Source organism: Streptomyces sp. NBC_01571 (assembly GCF_026339875.1).
Classification (GTDB): Bacteria; Actinomycetota; Actinomycetes; order Streptomycetales; family Streptomycetaceae; genus Streptomyces.
Genome location: NZ_JAPEPZ010000001.1, coordinates 612,966 through 634,070, shown reverse-complemented (window position 1 = coordinate 634,070; position 21,105 = coordinate 612,966). Strand labels below are relative to the sequence as shown.

General features: G+C 71.0%; 13 protein-coding genes and 1 pseudogene. 8 read left to right on the top strand and 6 right to left on the bottom strand.

Annotated elements, in window-relative coordinates:
• Nucleotides 1-212 precede the first annotated feature (212 nt).
• From OHB41_RS02860 to OHB41_RS02845, 4 genes are all read right to left on the bottom strand, one after another.
• Nucleotides 213-1,091 carry an ABC transporter substrate-binding protein gene (locus tag OHB41_RS02860; protein WP_266696349.1) on the bottom strand — a complete coding sequence of 293 codons (879 nt, stop codon included), beginning with the start codon at nucleotides 1,089-1,091 and terminating at the stop codon, nucleotides 213-215.
• A gap of 187 nt (nucleotides 1,092-1,278) precedes the next feature.
• A complete protein-coding gene (locus tag OHB41_RS02855) occupies nucleotides 1,279-2,043 on the bottom strand; it encodes an SDR family NAD(P)-dependent oxidoreductase (protein WP_266696348.1) in 765 nt (254 codons plus the stop codon).
• The gene (locus tag OHB41_RS02850) at nucleotides 2,040-2,660 is read right to left on the bottom strand and encodes a TetR/AcrR family transcriptional regulator (protein ID WP_266696347.1); all 621 of its coding nucleotides are present in this window, start codon (nucleotides 2,658-2,660) and stop codon (nucleotides 2,040-2,042) included. Before OHB41_RS02850 ends, OHB41_RS02855 begins: the two co-directional genes overlap by 4 nt.
• A 219-nt stretch (nucleotides 2,661-2,879) precedes the next feature.
• Nucleotides 2,880-5,084, bottom strand: a complete 2,205-nt coding sequence (locus OHB41_RS02845) for a SpoIIE family protein phosphatase (RefSeq protein WP_266696346.1) — start codon at nucleotides 5,082-5,084, stop codon at nucleotides 2,880-2,882.
• Nucleotides 5,085-6,076: 992 nt separating this feature from the next.
• On the opposite strand from OHB41_RS02845, the gene OHB41_RS02840 reads away from it, so the two are divergent.
• From OHB41_RS02840 to OHB41_RS02825, 4 genes are all read left to right on the top strand, one after another.
• On the top strand, nucleotides 6,077-7,210 hold the full coding sequence (locus OHB41_RS02840) for a maleylacetate reductase (protein ID WP_266696345.1): 1,134 nt from the start codon (nucleotides 6,077-6,079) through the stop codon (nucleotides 7,208-7,210).
• Nucleotides 7,203-8,072: a dioxygenase family protein gene (locus OHB41_RS02835; RefSeq protein WP_266696344.1), complete on the top strand. Its 870-nt coding sequence runs from the start codon at nucleotides 7,203-7,205 to the stop codon at nucleotides 8,070-8,072. Before OHB41_RS02840 ends, OHB41_RS02835 begins: the two co-directional genes overlap by 8 nt.
• Nucleotides 8,073-8,381: 309 nt before the next feature.
• Nucleotides 8,382-8,870 carry a flavin reductase family protein gene (locus OHB41_RS02830; RefSeq protein ID WP_266696343.1) on the top strand — a complete coding sequence of 163 codons (489 nt, stop codon included), beginning with the start codon at nucleotides 8,382-8,384 and terminating at the stop codon, nucleotides 8,868-8,870.
• Nucleotides 8,871-9,012: 142 nt separating this feature from the next.
• On the top strand, nucleotides 9,013-11,232 hold the full coding sequence (locus tag OHB41_RS02825; protein ID WP_266696342.1) for a helix-turn-helix transcriptional regulator: 2,220 nt from the start codon (nucleotides 9,013-9,015) through the stop codon (nucleotides 11,230-11,232).
• A gap of 19 nt (nucleotides 11,233-11,251) precedes the next feature.
• On the opposite strand, the gene OHB41_RS02820 is transcribed toward OHB41_RS02825, so the two are convergent.
• On the bottom strand, nucleotides 11,252-12,781 hold the full coding sequence (locus OHB41_RS02820) for a 4-hydroxyphenylacetate 3-hydroxylase family protein (RefSeq protein WP_266696341.1): 1,530 nt from the start codon (nucleotides 12,779-12,781) through the stop codon (nucleotides 11,252-11,254).
• Between the two features lie 158 nt (nucleotides 12,782-12,939).
• Between OHB41_RS02820 and OHB41_RS02815 the strand changes: the two genes are divergently transcribed.
• The 3 genes from OHB41_RS02815 (at nucleotide 12,940) to OHB41_RS02805 (ending at nucleotide 17,119) form a co-directional block, all read left to right on the top strand.
• Nucleotides 12,940-15,789, top strand: a complete 2,850-nt coding sequence (locus tag OHB41_RS02815; protein ID WP_266696340.1) for a helix-turn-helix transcriptional regulator — start codon at nucleotides 12,940-12,942, stop codon at nucleotides 15,787-15,789.
• 327 nt (nucleotides 15,790-16,116) lie between these two features.
• On the top strand, nucleotides 16,117-16,518 hold the full coding sequence (locus OHB41_RS02810) for a hypothetical protein (RefSeq protein WP_266696339.1): 402 nt from the start codon (nucleotides 16,117-16,119) through the stop codon (nucleotides 16,516-16,518).
• A gap of 10 nt (nucleotides 16,519-16,528) precedes the next feature.
• Entirely contained in the window at nucleotides 16,529-17,119 is a 591-nt protein-coding gene (locus OHB41_RS02805) for a malonic semialdehyde reductase (RefSeq protein ID WP_266696338.1), read from the top strand.
• An 81-nt stretch (nucleotides 17,120-17,200) separates the two neighbouring features.
• On the opposite strand, the pseudogene OHB41_RS02800 reads toward OHB41_RS02805, so the two are convergent.
• Nucleotides 17,201-17,596 (bottom strand): annotated as a pseudogene (locus OHB41_RS02800) (L,D-transpeptidase family protein); the annotation flags it as partial.
• A gap of 202 nt (nucleotides 17,597-17,798) precedes the next feature.
• Between OHB41_RS02800 and OHB41_RS02795 the strand changes: the two are divergent.
• Nucleotides 17,799-21,041 carry a family 78 glycoside hydrolase catalytic domain gene (locus tag OHB41_RS02795; RefSeq protein ID WP_266696337.1) on the top strand — a complete coding sequence of 1,081 codons (3,243 nt, stop codon included), beginning with the start codon at nucleotides 17,799-17,801 and terminating at the stop codon, nucleotides 21,039-21,041.
• The last annotated feature ends 64 nt before the right edge of the window (nucleotides 21,042-21,105 follow it).

Genomic DNA, 21,105 nt, shown 5'->3' with positions numbered 1-21,105 from the left:
GCCCCTCCGGATGAACCGAAGAGGTTCGTCCGGAGGGGCCGTTGTCGTCGACGGCACCACCGTTCACGCCCGGATCGTCGGCCCCGGAGGGTCCAGCCGTCGGCCGCGGGCCCGGCGAAGGAGAAGTGGCCGCTGCCGGCGTCCGCCGGTTCGGGATGCCCGTGTGACCTCGGACGCGGTTCCGGCCGAGCACGTTCTCGAACGGACAGCCCCTACGGCGTGGTGGCCGCCGTGCGGTAGAACTCGGCCGCGGTGACGGAGGCGGGGACGCCGAGTTCGGCCGCGACCGCGGTGATCGCGGCGTCGCCGACGGTGAGGTCGGCCTGTCCGTCGGTGGTGAAATGCGGGGCGATGAACGTGTCGTAGTGGGCCCGGACCTCGTCCGCGGTGTGTCCGCCGAGGAACGTCTGCATGTGCCGCACCGTGGTGTCGGGGTCGTTGCGGATCACTTGCAGGGCGCGCCGGTGGGCCCGTAGGACGGCCTGGACCGCGGGGTCGTCCGGGTCCGTGTAGGTGGGATCGACGGCCAGGCCCACGGTGGGGATCCGGAAGTGGTCGCCGACCCACGCCAGTACGTTCCAGCCGTGTTCGGCGGCCACGGCCTCCGGAGCCATGGTGCTGCCGACCAGGGCGGCGTCGATCTTTCCCTCGTGCAGCAGGCGCAGGTCCATGCCGTAGTCCCCGGGCGACCGGACGACCGTGTGGATGTCGCGGTCCGGGTCGAGACCGGCCCGGCGCAGCACGATCCGGGTGAAGCAGCCGGGTGCGGTGTGCGGGGCGTGGACCGCCAGCCTGCGGCCGGCCAGGTCGGCCAGGGAGGTCAGGCCGGGGCGGGCGAGGAACCAGAACAGCGGGCGGGTGGTGTTGACGTTGAGCGCGACCCAGGGGGTGCCGTCGGTCAGGCGGGACAGCAGCGCCCGGCCGAGTCCGATGGTGGCGCCGCGGCGCAGCCGCTCGTCGTCCCAGGTGCAGCCGTCGCGCAGTGCGACGTGGACGCCCTCGTCGGCGTAGAAGTCCTGCTGGTCGGCGATGTAGGCGGCCAGTTCCTCGTGCAGGCCCCGCCCGACGTAGGCGAGATCGATCGTGTGCATGAACGCCTTTCCTTGATCGTGTAGCCACCTGTGCCCGCGCGTGCCGCAGGCGGAGGGCGCTGTGGCCCATGGCGCTGGAGTGACGGTGTGCTGGAAGCGGTACGGCCGGATGACGGATCCGGACGGTACGGCCTCGTGCGCGAAGGACGGGGACGACACGGCCTCGTGCGCGAAGGACGGACGGCCGTCAGTACATGGCCATGCCGCCGTTGACCGCGGCCGTGGTGCCGGTCATGAAGGAGTTGTCCTCGGTGGCGTAGAAGGCGATCGCGTGGGCGACGTCGTCCGGGTGGGCCAGGCGGCCCAGGGGAGTGGCGGCGATCTGCCGCTGCTTGTGCGCGTCGTCGAACACATCCGTCATACGGGCCATGCGGGTGTCCTCCACCGGGCCTGCCGCGACGATGTTGACCGTGATGCCCTTCGGGCCCAGTTCCTGGGCGAGGTAGCGGGCGAACTGCTCCAGTGCCGCCTTGGCCGTGCCCAGGGCGATCATGTTCTCGCGCGGCCGTCGGCTGAGGCCGGTACTGATGTAGACGATGCGTCCCCAGCTCTGTTCGGCCATGGCGGGCAGGACCGCTTTCGTGACCGCGAACGCCGCCCGCATCTCCCCGTCGAGCTTGTCGCCCAGTTCGTCCCACGTCATCTCCTGGAACGACTTGACCGCATACGGGATCAGCGCGTTGTGCACGAGCACGTCGACGCCGCCCCATGCCGCCCGGACCTGCTCGACCATGCTCTCGACCGCCGCCACCTCGCGCACGTCGGCCTGCACGGCCATGGCCTGGCCGCCCGCGGCCTCGATACCGGCCACGACCTCCTCGGCCGCCGTGGTGTTGCGGAGGTAGTTGACCACCACGCGCATCCCTCGCGCGGCCAGAAGGCCCGCGGTGGCCGCGCCGATCCCACTGCCGGCCCCTGTCACCAATGCCACCCTGCCGGTCGCCCCGGTCATGAGGTCACCTCCTGCTCGTCATCGCGGACTGTCGGAATGACCGCCTCGCGTAGTTCGCCGTCGGGGTGCGCCGGGCATATCGCCCCGTGGAGCACGGTGTCGACGGTCGCCCGCAGCAGATCGGCCGCGGTCCAGTCGAGTTCACGCGGCAGCTCCGAGGTGAGCAGCCGCTCCACCGCGCCGCGGGTGATCTCGCTGAGCAACTCGGGTGGTGCCGGCAGCAGTCCCTGCCGGTGACCTTCCCGGAACAGTTCGTCGAGCCGCGCGTAGACCACGGCGTCCACACGCTGCTCGACGTACTGGCGGAGCATCACATCACCTCTGCCCGAGGCGAGTTGGGCCGCGCCGATGCGTCCGAGCTCACTGCCCGCCGCGAGCAGGAAGCGCTGTACCCGCACATCGAACGGCTGGCCCTCCGCCTCCTCGGCAGCGGCCACCAGCGTGGCCTCCACCGCCGCGAACTGCCGGTCCAGCACCGCGGTCAGCAGACTGCGTTTGTCCGGGAAGTGACGGTAGATCGTCTTCTTGCTCATCCCGAGCTCGCGGGCGAGATCATCCATGCTCACCCGGGCGAAACCCGCTGCGAGGAAGAGCCGGCCGGCCGCCTCCACGATCACATCAGCACGCTGTCCACGCTCATTGGAGAATTGCGAAACTGATTCAGTTTCCATAGTTTCCATGCTGGCTTCATGTTCTTGCGCTGTCAAGGCATGCCGGACGTGCGGCCCCGCGTGGCCACGGCGGAGGAGAAGGACGCGGGCGGCGGGGCTGCGTGCCTTCCGCACGCGCCGGCTTCAGCACCCCGCCGGCCGGCGGTGGCCGGATCCGCGGGTGTCCTATGCGGCGGTGCCGAGCCCGATGAGCAGCAGGGCGATGTCGTCCGTCCGCGTGGCGGTCTGTCGCGCGTGGTCGATCAGGGCTGTGGCGAGTCGGTCCATGGGCTGGGGCCGGGCGGCCTGGGCGAGTTGAGCGGCGAGCCCGCTCATGGCGTCGTCCAGGTCGACTCCGGCGGTCTCGACGAGTCCGTCGGTGTACAGGGCGAGGACGGTGCCGGGTGGCAGCGGGATCTCGGTGGAGGGAAAGTCCGCGTCGGGGTCGATGCCGAGCAGCAGTCCGGGCGGCAGAGCGAGGACCTCGGCGTGTCCGTCCGGATGACGCACGACCGGCGGGGGATGCCCGGCGGTGGCCAGGACGGCCCGGTGGCGTGCGAGGTCGAGGTGGGCGTACAGGCAGCTGACGAACCGGCCCGGGTCCATGTCGACCAGCAGGCGGTTGGCCTGCGTGAGGGCGTGGGCCGGGGTGGCCCCGGCGAGGGCCTGGGAACGGATGGCGGGGCGGATGCGGCCCACGAGTGCGGCGGCCGTGGCGTTGTGGCCCTGGACGTCACCGATGACGGCGGCCGCGGTGGTGTCGTCCACCCGGACCAGGTCGTAGAAGTCGCCGCCTATGTCCATGCCGCGGACGCTGGGCAGATAGCGGGCGGCCGCGTCCAGTCCGGGCAGGTCGGGCAGCGAGTCGGGAAGCAGGGCCGCCTGCAGGGTCTGCGCGAGCTCCATGCTGGTGTCGTACAGGCGGGCCCTTTCCATCGCCTGCGCGATCAGACCGGCGAGTGCGGTGAAGACGACCCGCTGCCGGGCGGGGAACGAGCGGGGACTGTCGAAGGCGAACACGCACGAACCCACCGGGTGCCCGGAGGCGATCAGCGGCAGGAAGGCCCAGGCGTGCAGACCGTCCTGGGGGAGCAAGGCCGGGTAGGCGCGGGACAGCTCCTCGAAGGTCGGGAAGAAACTGGGCACGCCGGTGGCGAGGACCTGGACGGCGGGCGCCGGGAAGGTCAGCGGCACTCCGTCGAACTGTTTGAGGAGCCGGGTCCGGTATCCGCGGCAGCCGATGACCCGCATGCGGCCGTCCTCGGCCGCGAGCAGGGCCACGGTCCGGGCCCCGAAGGCCGGCAGCATCTCTTCGGTGATCAGATCGACCACGTCGCACACGCCCACGGCTTCGGAGAGCGCGGCGGCCAGGTGCAGTACCCGGTAGACCTCGCCCAGCCGGATCGGTTCGCCCTGGGGCGTCTCCGTCCTGGCGGGCGCACCCTGCGAGGCCCCGTCCGGATCCGTCGGCGAGATGCGGACGCTCACCCCGGATCCGTCGGGATAGAGCTCGAACGCGAGCCACCGGTCCGGTGGGGCCATGGCGGTGTAGTAGCCGGGCTCCCGGCTGATCACGGCGGCGCGGTAGTGGTCCTCGAACACCGGGTCGGCGCACCAGGCCAACGACTGCCAGGGGCGGGTGCCGATCAGATCGGGGACGCTGCCGCCGAGGAGGGCGGCGGCGGTGGCGCTGACATAGGTGAACCTGCCCTCGAGGTCGAGGGAGCAGCTGCCCTCCGGCAGCCGTTCGACGAAGTCCACCGCGGCCAGCGCCTCGCCCGGCCCCCGTCTGCGGGCGGGCGGCGGCGGCAGACTGCGTGGCGTTGGTCCGGGAAGGACGGCGTGCCCGGTGCCGGCGGCGTCACGCAGCAACCGCCCCAGGCTCCTGGCGGCGGCCCGGACCCGCTGGGGGCTCGGACCGGTGGCACGGACCCGCTCGGGGCCCGGACCGGCGGGCCCGGCGGTGTCCGAGCCGGGCCAGAACAGCAGCAGCGCGCCCCAGGCCGTGGTCCCGGTGAGGATCGGCGCCGCTGCCACAGCATGGTGGTACGGCAGCGCGATCGCCTCGCGCGGGTACCGACGGGCGGTCTCCTGGGGGTCGCCGAGCCAGACCAACCTCCGTTCGCGCACCGCGTCGGCCACCGGTACGGGACTGGACAGCGCCACCCCGAACCAGGGCGCGAGGTACTCCGCCGGGATGCCCGCGATCGCCTCCAGCCGCAGCGCCCGTCGGTCGGAGGTCAGCAGGAAGACCGCTCCCGCGTGCACGCCCGTGTCGCGCATGGCGAGTTCCAGCAGCCGGTCCAGCTCCGACCGGCGCTCCGACTCGGTGGGCGAAGGGGGGCGGGACCCGTAGGGGTGCGCGGCGCCGTCTTCCCGTATGGCGCACATACCAGAACCCTACGTCCGCACCGGCCGGCCCCGCGCGGGAGGCGCGGCTGCGTGGCCCGGGAGGCCACCGCCGGGCTCGTCACCTCTTTCACCGGCCCCGCCCCACCCCGCACCTGGTCCGGCGGTCCCGGCTTCGGCTTGGCTTTCCCCTGCTCACCCGTGATCCGGCCGGCGCCCCCGTGAATGCCGTTGCACGGGTACGCGGCAGCGATCCGCGACGGGTCCAACAGGCACGTACGGGCGAGGAGTTCACGAGGGCCTGCGCGCGGCCGCCAGTCGGTCGGCGTGCCCCTGGGGATGAGCCCTACCTCCAACTCCCCGGCGGGCAGCGCCACGAGGCCGACCCCGACTCCATCGCCCGCACTTGCCGGCTGCGTCCTCTGGCCCCAAGGACCCCTGCTCGTACAGCGGCTGGATCAGATCGTTCGGCACACCGTGCAACCCGAACCCGAACCCGAACCCGAACCCGAACCCGAACCCGAACCCGAACCCGAACCCGAACCCAACCCGAACCCAACCCGAACCAGGCCCCGTCCATCGCCGACGACGCACCCTCCGGTACATCCGACACCGCCTCCAAGGCCGTGGCGACCACTTCATCCACCCTTTTCCGGTCCGTCTCCCGCCCATGCCGAGCCATCGGACGCTGTCTCCGCGCAAGGTCAGGAATTCGGTCGGGATCGGTAATGTTTCCGAGGGCCTCGCGGACATTGCGGGTGCGGCGGAACGCATCCGTCGTGTACATGTCCGTCTCCTTCGCGTCTCACCTGACCTGCCCCCCCGCCCGAGGTCCAGCGCCCTCGCTTCCGCCGGCATCCCGCAGATGAGTGATATCGCCCGTGATCCCCAGGCCGCCCGGCCGGTGAACGTTGCGCGAACAAGGTATTCCCTCCCCGATTCCCGCTATCACTCACGGATTCCGTTGACGCGCGTCATCCGACTGCCGACGCTTTCCCCATGAACACGGGATCGTCGGGACCGAGGAAATTCTCATGAAGACGTTCGTGCACCGGGGGCAGATCACCAAGGTGGTCTTCGGCAGCGGTACGCGCAGCCGTATCCCCGAAGAGGTCGGTGCGCTCGAATGCAGTCGGGTGCTCATCCTGTGCACACCTGGTCAAGTGGACCAGGCGGCGGAGATACGCGACCTGCTGGGTACGGCAGCCGTGGCAACCTTCGCCGAAGCGGCCCCGCACACCCCTGTCGAGGTCACGCGGAAGGCGGTCGCGTACGCCGGATCCGTGGAGGCGGACTGCGTCCTCGCCCTCGGCGGTGGATCGACCATCGGCCTCGGCAAGGCGATCGCCGTACGGACCGGCCTGCCGCAGCTGGCACTGCCCACCACCTACGCCGGCTCGGAGATGACGCCGATCCTCGGAGAGACCGAAGGCCGCAGGAAGACGACCCGGCGGCTGCCGGAAGCGCTGCTCAAGACGGTCGTCTACGACGTCGACCTGACGCTCACGTTTCCGGCGGCGACCTCGGTGGTCAGCGGCGTCAACGCGATGGCGCACGCCGTGGAGGCCCTCTACGCCCAGGACCGCGACCCGGTCGCCTTCCTGATGGCCGGTGAAGCGCTCGACTCCCTCGCCCGATCCCTTCCGGTCATCGCGCGCCGTCCTGACGACCGCGAGGCACGGGCGGACGCGCTGTACGGGGCGTGGCTCGCGGGCACATGCCTCGGCACGGTGGGCATGGCCCTGCACCACAAGGTGTGCCACGTACTGGGCGGCACCTTCGGTCTCCCGCACGCCGAAACCCACACCGTGCTCCTGCCCCACGTGGTCGCCTACAACGGGCCGATGGCCCCCGAAGCCATGGCACGCATCACGCGGGCGCTCCCGGCGGACGACGCCGCGAGCGGTCTCTTCGACTTCGCCGGAAGGCTCGGCGCCCCCAGGGCGCTGCGAGACCTCGGCATGCCCGAACCAGGGATCGAGCAGGCGGCCGAACTCATCGTGCGGGACGGCTACTGGAATCCGCGCCCGGTGGACCGGACAGCGGTCCGCGCCCTCCTCACCCGCGCCTGGGCCGGGGAGACGCCATGGACACCACCGGGCGACGGACCTTCCCCGCCCGACTCCGTCATCGAACCCCCCATCACCACGGGAGCGCGCCATGCGTGATCTGACCAGCGACACCATCACCGATGCTGTCATCGCGACCATGCGGGACACCAAGGACGCCCGCCTCGCGGAGATCCTGGCCTCACTGGTACGGCACCTCCACGACTTCGTCCGGGACGTCGAACCGACGGAGGAGGAGTGGGCCCGGGGAATCGACTTCCTGACGCGCACCGGGCAGATGTGCACACCGACGCGCCAGGAATTCATCCTGCTGTCCGACGTGTTGGGCGTCACCATGCTGGTCGACGCCCTGAGCAACCGACGCCCCGCCGAAGCCACCCAGAACAGCGTACTGGGCCCCTTCTTCAGGGAGGACAGGCCGCAGCTCGCCGACGCCGCCGACATCTCCGCAGGCCTGCCCGGCACCCCGCTGTTCTTCGAGGGACGGGTCGTGAACCGGGAGGGAGCGCCGGTCACCGGCGCCGCGGTGGATGTCTGGCACAGCGACTCCGACGGCCACTACGACGTGGACGTGCCCGGCCAGGTCGACACGGCCATGCGCGCGCTGTTCCGGACCGACGAGAGGGGCCACTTCAGCTTCCGTTCCATCCGCCCGTCCAGCTACCCGATACCCGCCGACGGCCCGGTCGGCGAACTCCTGCGCGCCACCCGCCGGTCGCCGATGCGTCCCGCCCACGTGCACCTGCTGATCGAAGCTCCGGGATACCAGCGCGTGACCAGCATGCTGTTCCCCACGGACGACCCGTACCTGGACACCGATCCGGTGTTCGGGGTCAAGGAATCACTGCTCGAGTCCTACGACACGTACGCGGCCGACGCCGGCCCGTGCCGCGGGCTGACCGACGTGCCCTACACCCTGCTGCGCCACACCTTCGTCCTCGAACCCCTCCCCGCGGGCTGAGGACCCAGCAGCTCGGAGTGCCGCCCGCCACCCGCCGACTTCCGGCGCCCGGCCGACCGGCTGCGCCGAAGAACCGGCGGACCACGGGGCCGGCACCCACCGGCCCGGCCCGCGACTCCGTCTGGAACCCGGCGAAGCGAGTTCCGTCCACCCCGCGCGCGACCACCTCGCGCACGTCGCGGGGCAGCCGCCCACACTCCTGCCCCGCCCTCCCGGCATACCCGCCAACCCACCTGGTGGGACGGCGAGTTCGCCCACTGACCTGTGCAGCAGGCCGACGCTCTCCCCGACTCTCACGGAGGTCCTCCGATGTCCGAAACCCTCGACATGACAGTCGAATTCCGAGCCACGATGAGCCGGCTCGCCACGGGTGTCAGCGTGATCACCACATGCTCCGGAAGCACGCCCATCGGTATGACGGCGAGCGCCGTGTCCGCCCTCTCCCTGGACCCGCTCCAACTGCTCGTATGCATCGGCAACCACCTGTACACGCGGACCGCGATCGCGGCGCACGGCCGCTTCGCCGTCAATGTGCTCGGCGAGGACAGCGAGCACCTGGCACGGAACTTCGCCGCTTCCAAGGCGGACAAGTTCGCGGGCGTCGAGACCTTCGACGACCACGGCGTCCCCGTACTGAAGGACGCCATCGCGGCTGTCGTGTGCGACGTCGCCGAGGCGCTCCCCGGCGGCGACCACACCATCTTCGTGGGCAACGTCCGCCATGGGGTGCACAAGGTGGACTGCCGACCGCTGCTCCACTTCGCGGGCGGCTTCGGCACGCTCGGGGCTCCGCGCTAGCCCTGGAGGCAGCGGTACGAAGGAGGCCGCTGCCAGGCCCATGACCGGCCCGCCGGTACCACCGCCCCCGACGTCCGGCTCCTGCGAGGCGAGCCATGGGCGCCGGGGGCTCGCCCGTCCCGACGACTCCACGGAAAGTGCCATGACCAGCTCCGTTGCGACATTCAAGCTGCATCCCCCGGCCCAGCCCCCGCATCTGCTGACACGCCCGCGCCTGCTGCGCAGGCTTGACGCGGCGACCGAGCCCGTCGTGGTGCTCTCCGCGCCGGCCGGTGCCGGGAAAACGGTGCTCCTGACCGAATGGGCGCGGGGCCTGACTGCCCGTGGAGAGTGCGCCTGGCTCAGCCTGGACGCGTACGACAACGCGCCGGGCCGGCTGTGGTCCTGCATCCTGCGAGCGGTGCACCACGCGCGCCCGAACCTGCCCGGCCGCCTCGACGGCGACGGGTGGACGCTCGACGCGTGGCTCGAGGAGATCCTGCCGGGCCTGGTGACCGGACTGGGCGGGGAGGCACCGCTCACGCTGATCCTCGACGGACTCGAATCCATCACGGACGCCGACGCGGTACGCAGCCTGGCGGACTTCCTGACAAGGCTTCCCCCCGGCTTCCGCGTCGTTCTGTCGACCCGGCACATTCCCGGAAGCCCCCTCCCGACCCTGCGCGCCCGGGGTCTGATCGCCGAATTCACCCTGCACGACCTGACCTTCACCCCTGAGGAGGCACAGGCCGTGCTCACCGGTCTGCTCGGCTCCGCCCCCACCGAGGACGCTTCGCGCGCGCTGTACGAGGCCACCGAGGGATGGGCGGCGGGGCTGTGCATCATGGGGCGCACCCTCGCCCGCTCGGCGAACGAGGCCGACACGGAAGGGAATCTGGCCCGCGGCGGCCGGGCCGTCACCGAGTATCTGGCCACCGAGGTGCTCGATCGGCTCACCGCCGAACAGCGCCGGTTCCTGCTGCGCACCAGTGTGCTCGACGAGTTGAGCACCGGACCGTGCCGGGCCCTCGCCGGGGACCGGGCGGGCGTACTGCTGCGCGAACTCGCACGGACCGTGCAACTGCTCGTGCCCGTCACCGCCGATCCGTCCGCGTACCGGCATCACCGAGGCCTGTCCTCGCTGCTGTCCGACGTCCTCGGATCCGAGGCGTCCGACGCCGTCGTGTCCCTGCACCGGTCGGCGGCGCAGTGGTACTCCCGGCACGGGGAGACGACCGGGGCCGTGCGGCACTGGACGAAGGGCGGCGACGAGGCCGCGGCCGTCGCGTCGGTCCTCGACGGCTGGGAGAAGGCGATCTCGGCAGGCCGTGGTGCGCGGGTCTCGCAGTGGCTGGACCTCCTGCCGCCCCGCACGGTCGCCGCCGACGCGAGACTGTGCGTCGTGGCGGCGATGGCGGCTCTCTCAGGAGGCGCCCCGGAAACGGCCCTGCGCTGGCTGGACGTGGCCCGGCTGAGGCGGACGGGATCGGAGACGGTCGGCGAAGGCAGCACGGTGTCCGACGCCGCAGCCGTCGCTCAGGTCGTGGCCTGCTGTCTGAAAGGGGAGGTGCTGACCGCCGGCCGTCTCGGGGAAGCCGCCGTCGCCGGTACCCTGCCGCTGACCGCGTGGCGTGCCCTGGCCTGCACGGCCCGCGGTGCCGCCCTGCTGTGGACCTGCCGGTACGAGGAGGCAGAGACGCTGCTCGGTGAGGCGACCCGTGACGCGCATGCCGCCGGGCACGGCCTGGCGCTCGTCCGCGCGCTGGGGCTGCGGACGCTGTGCGCGCTCCTGGCGGGACGGCACGAACTGGCGCGCATTCTCTGCGACGAGGCCCTCGAAGCGGTCGCGGCGGTCGGTCTGAGCAGGCACTTCGTCTCTGTGGCCGCCTACGTAGGCCGAGCCGCCCTGCTCCTGGAGGAGGGACGGACCGAGGAGGCCGAGGTGGTTCTGGCCGGCGCGGAAGCGGTACTGGCGGGATCGCCCCGGGCGGGAGGCGAACCCCACGTACGCGCCCTGTGCCACTTCACGCGGTCGCGGCTCGAGAGCGCGCGGCGCGACACCGACGCGGCGCGAACGGCCCGCGAGGCCGCCGAGCGGGCGGCGGCCCGGTGCGAGGCGCCCGGGGTACTGACGGTTCTGCTCGGCCGAGCGGACGCGGAGACGGTGGTGGCCCCCGCCGCCCCCTGCCCCCAGGATCTGTCGGTGGGGGAGCGGCGGGTGCTCCGTGCCCTGTGCGGCCCGCTGACGCTGCGTGAGATCGCGTCCGAGCTCTACGTGTCCCACAACACCGTCAAGACACAGGTACGCGCGATCTTCCGCAAACTCGACGCGCACGACAGAGGCGGAGCGGTCGCCAGGGCCCGGGAGTGCGGTGTGCTCTGATCCGGGCCCCGGCGTCCTGCTAGGAGGCGTCCTGACGTGAGGCGTCCTGGCGCCGGGCGTAGTTCGCCTGAGCCGTGTACACGGTCTCCTGCTCGTCGCTCACGCCCTCGATGCCGCAGACCTTGCGCGCGAGGTCCGCCATGCTGCCGCCCGGGGACATCTCGGCACGCTTCATGGTGAGACTGCGGATGGCGAGCAGAGGCGTGCCGTTGAAGTTCTCGAAGGTGCTGATGCGGCCGCCCCAGTCGGACAGGAACATGTCTCGGATCACCCGGCTGATCTTCAGTCGGTCATAGGGCCTGCCGACCGGTCCGGTCTGCAACGCCTCGAGCCAAGGCCGCAGTTCAGGCTGCTGCCACTGCCCCTCGGTCGGATAGATGAGCGCGGACCGGCCGGCCAGGTCGAGGAGCTCGTGGACCATGTCGGTGATGTGCTCGATGTAGTACGCCCGCCCGAAGTCGAACATCAGGACGTTCGGCTTGAAGATGCCGCCGGGAGTGAAGAACCCTTCGTCCTCCGAGCCGACCGTATGCGCCTTGAGCGTCTGGTGGAAGCCGGCGAACCGGGCGACCCGGGCCTGGACCGGCGGCAGCTGGTACGTGCCGATGTGCTCGGTGATCAGCAGGGCCAGGCCGAGCATCAGCTCGGCCTTCACCATCGCGCGCACCAGCGAGTGGTAGTGCAGCCAGTCGAAGACACGCTGCGGATACAGCGACGCGTGCTGGGGGTTACCGATGTGGAAGACGCGGTTCCAGGGGATGAACACGTCCTCGAACACGATGACGCTGTCCAGCTCGTCACCCTGCGAGGCGAGCGGGTGCTCGACCTCCTCGCCGTCGTGGACGTTGCTCTCCCGGCAGATGATGGTGACGCCGGGGGTGTCGGGCTTCACCGCCCCGTAAATGATCTGTTCGGCGACGATCCCGGGGCGGTAGAAGACGCCGATGTGGATCCAGTCGCCGAAAGCCGCGCCGGTGCTGATCGCCTTCACACCCCGTACGGTGATGCCCTCGTCCGAGGTGGCGACCACCCGCAGCGCGGGCGACTCGGCCTGGGCGGAATCGCGCGAGCGGTCCGCCTGCGGGTCGACGAAGGCCGGTGTCGCGTTGAGGTCGCCGTCCCGCACCACGTTCCAGAAGTCGAGGATCCCTTCGGTGAGGTCCCTCCCGTCGGTCCCGACGGACTGGCTGCTCCAGGGCTCCGGGTCGTCGACGTAGGTCAGCAGGACGTAGTTGTTGACGTCCGGTGTACGCGGGATCGCGCCGCCGCCGAGCTCCCGCTGCACCGTCTCCAGGTAGTGCCGCTTACGCCGCAGGTCCTCCTTGGAGCGGTGCTCGAACCACGTCATGGACCGCCGGACGCCCCCCTCGTCCACGAACGTCATGGCGTCCTGGAGGTCCGGGCGGTGGTGCAGGTCGTAGAAGGCCGCGAGGCTCTGGGCGTACGCCCTGGTCTTCGGGTGCGTGGCCACGTTGTCGACGAGCTCGTCACCTACCCACACCTTGCGGCCGTCGTTCAGCGCTGCCAGGTATTCCTTGCCTGTACGCACGTAGTGCTCCTCTCAAGGGCAAGAGATCCGGATGGCACGGAGCATGCGTCGCCCCGGGGTGACAGGACGGCGCGCGGCCGAACATCACCCGGGTGAAACCGGCGATCACCGGGAAACCGGCGTTGAGGACAGACGCGGCCGTGAGCGATGCTTGCCCCATGAGCAGCACAGACGCCGCCGGCGACCCAGCAGGCGGGCAGGGGAACCAGGCCGTGACCGGTCTGCGCCTGCGAGGACGGGACCGCGAGATCACGGCTGTCCGCGAGGCGCTGGACACGGTGCGTGGCGGACGGGGTGCCTGCGTCGTCGTGGAAGGCGCGCCCGGCGTCGGCAAGAGCCGGTTGCTCGGGGAACTGGACGAGATGGGGCGGCGGTCCGGTTTCGACGTGGTGTCGGTACGGGCCGACGAACTCGACCAGTACGCGGCGGGAGCCGCACTGCAGTCCGCCCTGCAGTCCTCCGACGGTTCCGGCCGAGCCGCCGCGGCCACCGACGACCAGCGGCTCTGGCTGCTGGACAGCATCACGGACGCCCTGGAGGACCGGGCACAGCACGCCCCGGTGGCCGTCCTCGTGGACGACGCGCAATGGGCGGACCCGGCCACGCTCTTCGTCCTTCGCACCCTGCCCGGACGCCTGTCCGCTTCCCGGATCCTCTGGGTACTGGCGGTACGGTCGGACACCGAGCGACCGACCGTGGCCAGGGTGCGGGACGACCTCGAACGCCTCGGAGCCAGCTGGCTGACCCTCGGCCCCCTGCCCCAGCAGGAACTGCAGGACATCGCGGCGGACGTCCTCGGAGCGAGGCCGTCACCCGGTCTGGCCAGGCTCCTGCGAGCCGTCGCGGGCAATCCCTTCCTGGCCATTGAACTGGTCCGCGCGTTCGCCGACACGGATGCCGCCAAAATGGAGGCGGGCGAGGCGAGCCTCCTGCACGACGGCATACCCGTCAGTTTCCGGCGGAGTATCGCCGCGCGCCTGGACCGGCTCCCGGAGGATGCCGTACGTCTGCTCCAGATCGGGTCCGTCCTCGGCCGCGAATTCGACCTCGGCACGGCCGCCCGCATGCTCGGCAGGCAGGTCGGAAGCCTGCTGTCGGGCATCGAGGCGGCCCTGCACGCCGGTCTGCTCTCGGCCGACGGCCCGCGACTCGCCTTCCGCCACGACCTCATCCGGCAGGCCGTTCACGAGAACCTGCCGCCAGCCGTACGCATGGCTCTGCACCGGGAGGCGGCCGACAGTCTGCGCGGAGCGCGATCGGCCGAGGTGGCCTGGCACGTCGTCATGTCGGGCGGCCCCGTCGACGACGACGCCGTGACCACGCTGACCACCGCCGTACGGGAGCTGTCGTCGTCGGCCCCCGACGCGGCCGCGGACCTGGCCCAGCGGGTCGCCGGACTGCTGCCCCCGCACGACCGCCGCCGCATCCCCCTCCTGACGGACGCCGCCGAGTATCTGGGCCGGACCCGCCGGGTGCACGAGGCGCTCGACCTGGTCGACGCCACTCTGCCGGAAGGTCTCGAGCCGCTCCAGGAGGCGAACCTGCGCCTGGTGGCCGCCGAGATCCACCAGGCCGCCGGCGACGACGCCGCCGCGATGACACACCTCCAGCAGGCACTCGACCTTCCCGCACTGCCGTCCGACCTGCGCGTCCGGCTGCTGAAGACCAAGGCGACGGGCCACGTGTACCTCGGAGACATCACCGCTGCCGAGCAGACCGGGCCCTGGCTGGTCGAGGCCTCCTACCGCAGCCAGGACCCGGCCGTCATCGTCAGCGCCATGGTGTTCCAGTCGCAGACGTCCTTCTACCGAGGGCGCCTGGCCCGCGCCCTCGAGTTCGCCGAGGAAGCCACCCGCCGCGCCGGCACCCAGTCCGCCGCGCGCTACCTGCGGCCCCCGCGGATCCCGGCGTTGTGGCTGGCCACCGTGCTGACCACCACCGACCGGCTCGCGGACACGGAGCGCGTGCTGCGGGAGGGACAGCGCGAGGCGGAGGCGTTGGGCCTGGGCTGGTCCCTACCCCACTGGCATGCCGCCCGTGCCTGCGCGCTCCTCGAACAGGGAGCGCTGGACGACGCGGCCGTGGAGGCCGAGGCCAGCCTGATGGTGGCGGGCGAACTCGAGATCACACTGCAGAACCCGCAGGCACGCTCCGTACTGGTGTTGGTGGAGATCGGACGCGGTGACCTCACCAGGGCCAGGGACCACCTCCGCGCGGCCGAAACCGGGTCCGGCACGAACACGACGCAGCGGTACGGCCCTTGGGTGTCCCTCGCGCGCGCCGCGCTGGCGGACGCGGAGGGCGAGGACGGCGAAGCCGTGGCGGCACTCACGGCAGGTTTCCAGAGTCGTGAGCCGGCGCGACTGCTGGCGGTACCTCCGTCCCACTGGCCTGGGATCGTGCGCATCGCGCTCCGCGACAAGGACCCGTCGCTGGCGCGGGCCGTGTCCGGCGCGCTGCGCGGCCTGGCCGCGGAGGACGGGTGCCCGCAGATCATCGGGGCTGTCCGCGCCCATGTGGACGGCCTGGTCGACCGTGACCCCCGTGCACTGGAGTCCGCCATCACCGGTTACCGGAGCACCGGCAGGCCGTTGGCCCTGGCAGCGGCCTGCGAGGACCTGGGCGAGCTCATGGCGGAATCGGCCGACACGACCCCTGCGATCCCGTACTTCGAGGAAGCAGGCCGGCTGGCATCTGTCTCGGGAGCCGGGCGGGACCAGGAACGCGTCAGACGACGCCTGCGCCGGCTCGGTGTGCGCACCGCCCCCGTGCGGAACCACACAGCCGGCCCCGCGGGGCTGGGACGCCTGACCGAGTCCGAGCGGAAACTGATCCCGCTCGTCGTCGAGGGACTCACCAACCGGGCGATGGCCGACCAGCTGTACGTGTCGGTGCACACCGTCAACACGCACATGAAGCACATCTTCACCAAGCTCGGCATCAACTCGCGGGTCGAGCTGACCCGACTGGCGATCGAGCGGGCCATCAGCGCCGACGAAGTCGACTGAGCGGTGCACCGAGCGTCTGACACGACGGCGAGGATCCCTTGAATGGGTGACGCCCGAGTGCGGCACCACCCGTGATGCTGGCAGCAACGGCGTGGCCTCCAGGACGGCGCCGTCACTCATCAGGAGGTGACCACCTCATGAACACGACGCGCTCCACGAACACCACGCGCGCGGCACGCGCCCACCGACGCCGAGGCCCGGACGAGCGCCCGCGTGGCAAGGCCGTCATCCATGTCGCGGACGGATAGCCGGCCGCGTTCCAGGGTGTTCGGGCCCGATGCCCGTACGGACCGGCGGCGCGGATACCGCGGCCGACTCCGGGACACCGTGACCGCGAGCGCGGCCCCGCACGGGTACACCCTGGCCCTGTGGACCGCCACGGCGGTGACGTCGTCCGATCGTGGCGCCCCAGGGACACCCGACGTCCTGGCGCTCCTCGCCGGCGCGACGCTCGCCTTCGTCGCGTTGGCCGCGGTCGCACACGGTGGTGCCCCCATGACGCCGGGCAGGTCCGCTCCGGCCGGTACGCGGATCTGGGCGGCCTTCCACCTGCCCATGGCGGCTTGCGCCGCGCTGGCCGGTCTGTCGCTGGCCCGGTGCTGTTCAGGGCCCCTCCTGTGGGGGCTCGTGGGGACGTCCACGACCACCGTGTACCTGCTGGGTGTCAGCGCCCAGTTCCTCTGCTTCGCAGTTCGCCGGCACCGAGAAACCACAGACACTCAACCGTAAGAGGTCCATCATGTCCCTCACGCTCGATCCCGCTGCCCAGGACCTCCTGTTCCGGGAGGCACGGACCGCCAACACCTTCACCGACGAGCCGGTGACGGACGACCAGGTCGAGGCGGTCTACGACCTGGTCAAGTACGGCCCCACCTCGATGAACCAGCAGCCGCTGCGTATCGTGCTGGTCCGTTCCGCCGAGGCGCGCGAGCGTCTGGGCGAGCACCTGTCCGAGGGCAACCGCAAGAAGACCGCGGCCGCCCCGCTCGTCGCCATACTCGCCGCTGACCTGGAGTTCCACGAGGAACTGCCCAGCCAGTTCCCGCACTTCCCACAGGCCAAGACTCTCTTCGCCGAGCGCGCGGTCCGCGAGCGGTCCGCGAGACTCAACGCGTCTCTGCAGGTCGGCTACTTCATCATCGGCGTCCGTGCCGCGGGCCTGGCCGCAGGACCGATGACCGGCTTCGACGCCGAGGGCATCGACAAGGAGTTCTTCAGCGACGGCGAACACTCGGTTCTCGCCGTCGTCAACATCGGCAGGCCGGGCGAGGACGCGTGGTTCACGCGCTCCCCACGTCTGGCATACGAGCAGGTGGTCAGCACCGTCTGACCGAGCTAGGGGTGACGGCCCGCAGTCGGCGGGCCTTCGTCCACGAGCGTCACGTACAGGGGCACGACCTCGCCCCATTCCTCAGGCGGTGAGAGAGGCCGCGTCGCCCATCACGATCGCCGGGTGCTGGGCAGGGTCGAGGATGCGCAGCAGTTCTCTCATACGGCCGTCGGCGAGGCTGACGCATCCGTGCGTGGGGCCACCGTGGTCGACGTGCAGCCAGGTGCCGCCCCCCTTGCCGGCACCCATCGGGCGGGTCCAGTCCAGGGGGGAGGTGCCGGGCTCGTGGTTGTAGTTGATCGCAATGACGTAGTCGAAGGAACCCGCGAGTGGCCCGCCCTCGAATCCCGTGCCGTGCACGGTGAAACCCGCGGAGCGGTCGTAGGGCAACCTGCTCCCCGGGTCGGTGAGTCGGCCACCCGCGTCCGTGAGCGTGAAAACGCCCACGGGAGAGCGGAGATCGCCGGCGTGGTGATCATGCGGAAGCCGTGCGTGGTGCCGGAGTCGGTCCCGTCCGAGACATGGTTCGGCCGCCGGGCGGACGGGTCCGCCGACGACATCTTGTCCCCGTCGTGACGCCTGTGGTTGAGTGACATACAAGGGATTTGAAACGTTTCACTCGCTCGGGGAGGCGGCGTACACGCGCACGCCGAACCGTCCGCCGTCGATGGAGGCAAGCGTGAGGAAGCGCAGGGTGGCCGTCGGGCTGATGCTGGCGTTCGTAGCGGCCGCGTCAGGGCTCGGGTCCACACCCGGTGCGGCGGCAGTGTCCGACCCGGATCTCCAACAGGGCCTGGCGGCAGGCGGGTCGGCGCTCGCGGTGAGCGGGCTCCGGGTCGAGCACCAGGTCCAGCCACTGGGTGTCGACGTCCCCCGGCCGAGGCTGAGCTGGCAGGTGACCTCGGCCCGCGGCACGGACGGTCGCACCGCTGCCGAGCAAGTGGCCTACGAGGTCGAGGTGTCGACGTCGCACGGCGGCCGGGGAGAGGTGTGGGACAGCGGGCGCGTGCGCTCCTCCCGGTCCTTCGACGTGGCGTACGGCGGTCCCGCTCTCGCGTCCCGTACGCGCTACTACTGGCGCGTACGGTCCTGGGACCCCGCCGGGAAGGCGTCGCCGTGGAGCGGTGAGGCGCGGTTCGAGACGGCTTTCGTCGACCCCGGCGACTTCCACGGGGCGTGGATCGGAGCGCACGCGAAAGCGCCCGCACTGCGGCTCGACGACGCGCATTGGATCTGGTATCCCGAAGGCAACCCGTCCGACTCCGCTCCCGCCGGGACGCGTTACCTGCGCCGGAGCTTCGACCTGCCCGCCGGGGCGCGGATCAGCACGGTAGAGACGCAGCTGACCGCGGACGACCGCTTCACGCTTTTCGTCAACGGCGCCGAGGTGACGAGCTCCGCGCGCGTCGCGGACTCCTGGAGGACCGCGAGCGTCATCGACATCGCCCCGTACCTGCACACGGGCACCAACGTGCTCGCGGTGGAGGCGACGAACACCGATCAGGGGCCGGCAGGTGTGCTCGGGAGTCTGCACTTCGAGGGGGCGGGTGCACCGGCCGACCTCGTCACCGACAGCAGTTGGAAGACCTCGAACTCCGCGGACGACGGCTGGGAGCAGCCCGGATACGACGACGCGGCGTGGCCGAACGCCGTCGAGACCGCCGTCTACGGTTCGGGCCCCTGGGGCCGGTCGGTGTCGGCTCCGCCTCCACCGGAGACGCTGCTGCGGGACGAGTTCACCGCGGGCAAGCCCATAGCCTCGGCGCGGGCCCATGTCGCGGGCCTTGGCTACAACAAGCTCTACCTGAACGGCCGACGCATCGGCGACCGGGAACTCGAACCCGGATTCACGGTGTACGACAAGACCGTCCTGTACTCGACCTACGACGTCACGGACGCGCTGCGCACCGGCGGCAACGCCATCGGGGTCAGCCTGGGCCGCGGCTTCTACGCGATGACCGACCCGGACGAGTGGAAGGCGTCGTCCTGGTGGGGCGAGCCCAAGCTCAAGCTGGAACTCGACATCACGTACACCGACGGCACGCACCGGCAAGTGGTCAGCGACAGCGGGTGGAAGGTGTCCGACGGGCCGACCACCACGCAGTCGCTCTGGTTCGGGGAGACCTACGACGCCCGCGCGGAGCAGTCCGGCTGGAACAGCCCTGGCTTCGACGACGACACCTGGCGCCCCGCACTGGGCGTCGACGGGCCGAAGGGCACGCTTCGCGCGGAAAGCTTCCCGCCCGTCGAGGTGACCGATCACCTGAAGGCCGAGCACACCACCACTCCGGCCGCGGGCACACACGTCTACGACTTCGGCAGCCCCACGGCCGGCTGGGCGGGCATCGGGGTCCAGGGGCCTGCCGGGGCGACGGTCACGGTCACCTACGGCGAGAAGCTGCGCGCCGACGGCACCGTCGACAACACCGGCGCCTTCGGGATGGCTCTGCAGACCTACTCGTACACCCTCAAGGGCGACGGCGTGGAGCAATACCGGCCGAGCTACAGCTACGCCGGTTTCCGCTATGCCCAGGTCGTCGTACCCCAGGGGGTCACCCTCCGGTCGGTCGACGGGGCGAGGGTCCACACGGCGGTGGCGTCCACCGGCGGCTTCACCAGCTCGAGCGATCTGCTGAACCGCTACCAGGACGCGCAGGCCGACACGATCCTCAACAACCTGCACTCGATCCCGACCGACACACCCATGTACGAGAAGCGCCCGTACACGGCCGACGGCTTCCTGTACGCGGACTCGGCGATCGCGAACTTCGACATGCAGAACTTCTACGAGAGCTGGCTGCGCTCGCACCGCGATGACCAGAACGACGACGGATCGATCGGCCCCACCGTGCCCACCACCGAGTCGGGCAAACAGGTCAAGGACCCGGTCTGGTCGGCCAGCTTCGTACTCGGCACCTGGGACCTGTACTGGTACTACGGCGACACCGAGGCGGTGGCCGAGAACTACGACGGGATGAAGGCCTGGCTGGCGTACTACGAGCACGACATCGCCGGCACCGGGGGCATCTACACCGGGTTCAGCTACGGCGACTGGCTCTCCCCGGAAGGCGCCAACGCGCCGGAGGGCACCCGGCTCTCGGGAACCGCATACATCTACCTCACCGCGACACGGCTCGCCGAAATGGCGAGGGCGCTGGGCCACGACGCCGACGCGCGGCACTTCGACGCGTTCGCCACCGAGGTCAAGAACACCTTCAACGCCACCTTCTACAACCGGGACAAGGAGGCCTACTACGACGACCGGGCCGCCGGCTACCGGCAGACGTCGAACCTGCTCCCGCTGAGCTTCGGCCTGGTACCGAAGGAGCACCGCCAAGCGGTGGCCGACCACCTCGTCGCCGACATCCAGGCCCGCGCCGACCACCTGGACACCGGCGCGCTCGGCACCAAAGTGCTCCTTCCGGTCCTCACCGATGCCGGGCACGCCGATCTCGCCTACACCGTGGCCACCAACCCGACCTACCCCGGCTGGGGCTACTGGTTCGAGGGCCTCGGAGCCACGACCATGTGGGAGGAGTGGAACGCGAACTCGCGCTCGCACGACCACGCGTTCCTCGGAACCGTGGACGACTGGCTCTACCAGGATGTCGCCGGCATCGAGGCCACCGCACCCGGCTACACGAAGGTGACGATTCACCCCCGTGTTGTCGGCGACCTGACGCACGCCTCCGCCCATGTCGAGTCACCTCTCGGCCGGATCACCTCGTCGTGGACGCGGACACGGGGCCACTTCACCCTGCGCGTCGACGTGCCGGTGGGGTCGACCGCCGATGTCCTCGTACCGGTCGGCGGCCGCCAGAAGGTACACGCCCCCGCGGGCGCGACGGCCGGCGAACGCAGGGACGGACACGCCCGCTTCACGGTCGGCGCGGGGAGCCACCGGTTCCGTGTGACGGATTAGGTTCCGTCTCGTACCGGCGCTCCCCGTGTGAACGGCCGGAGACGCATCCTCGTGCTCAGGGCCG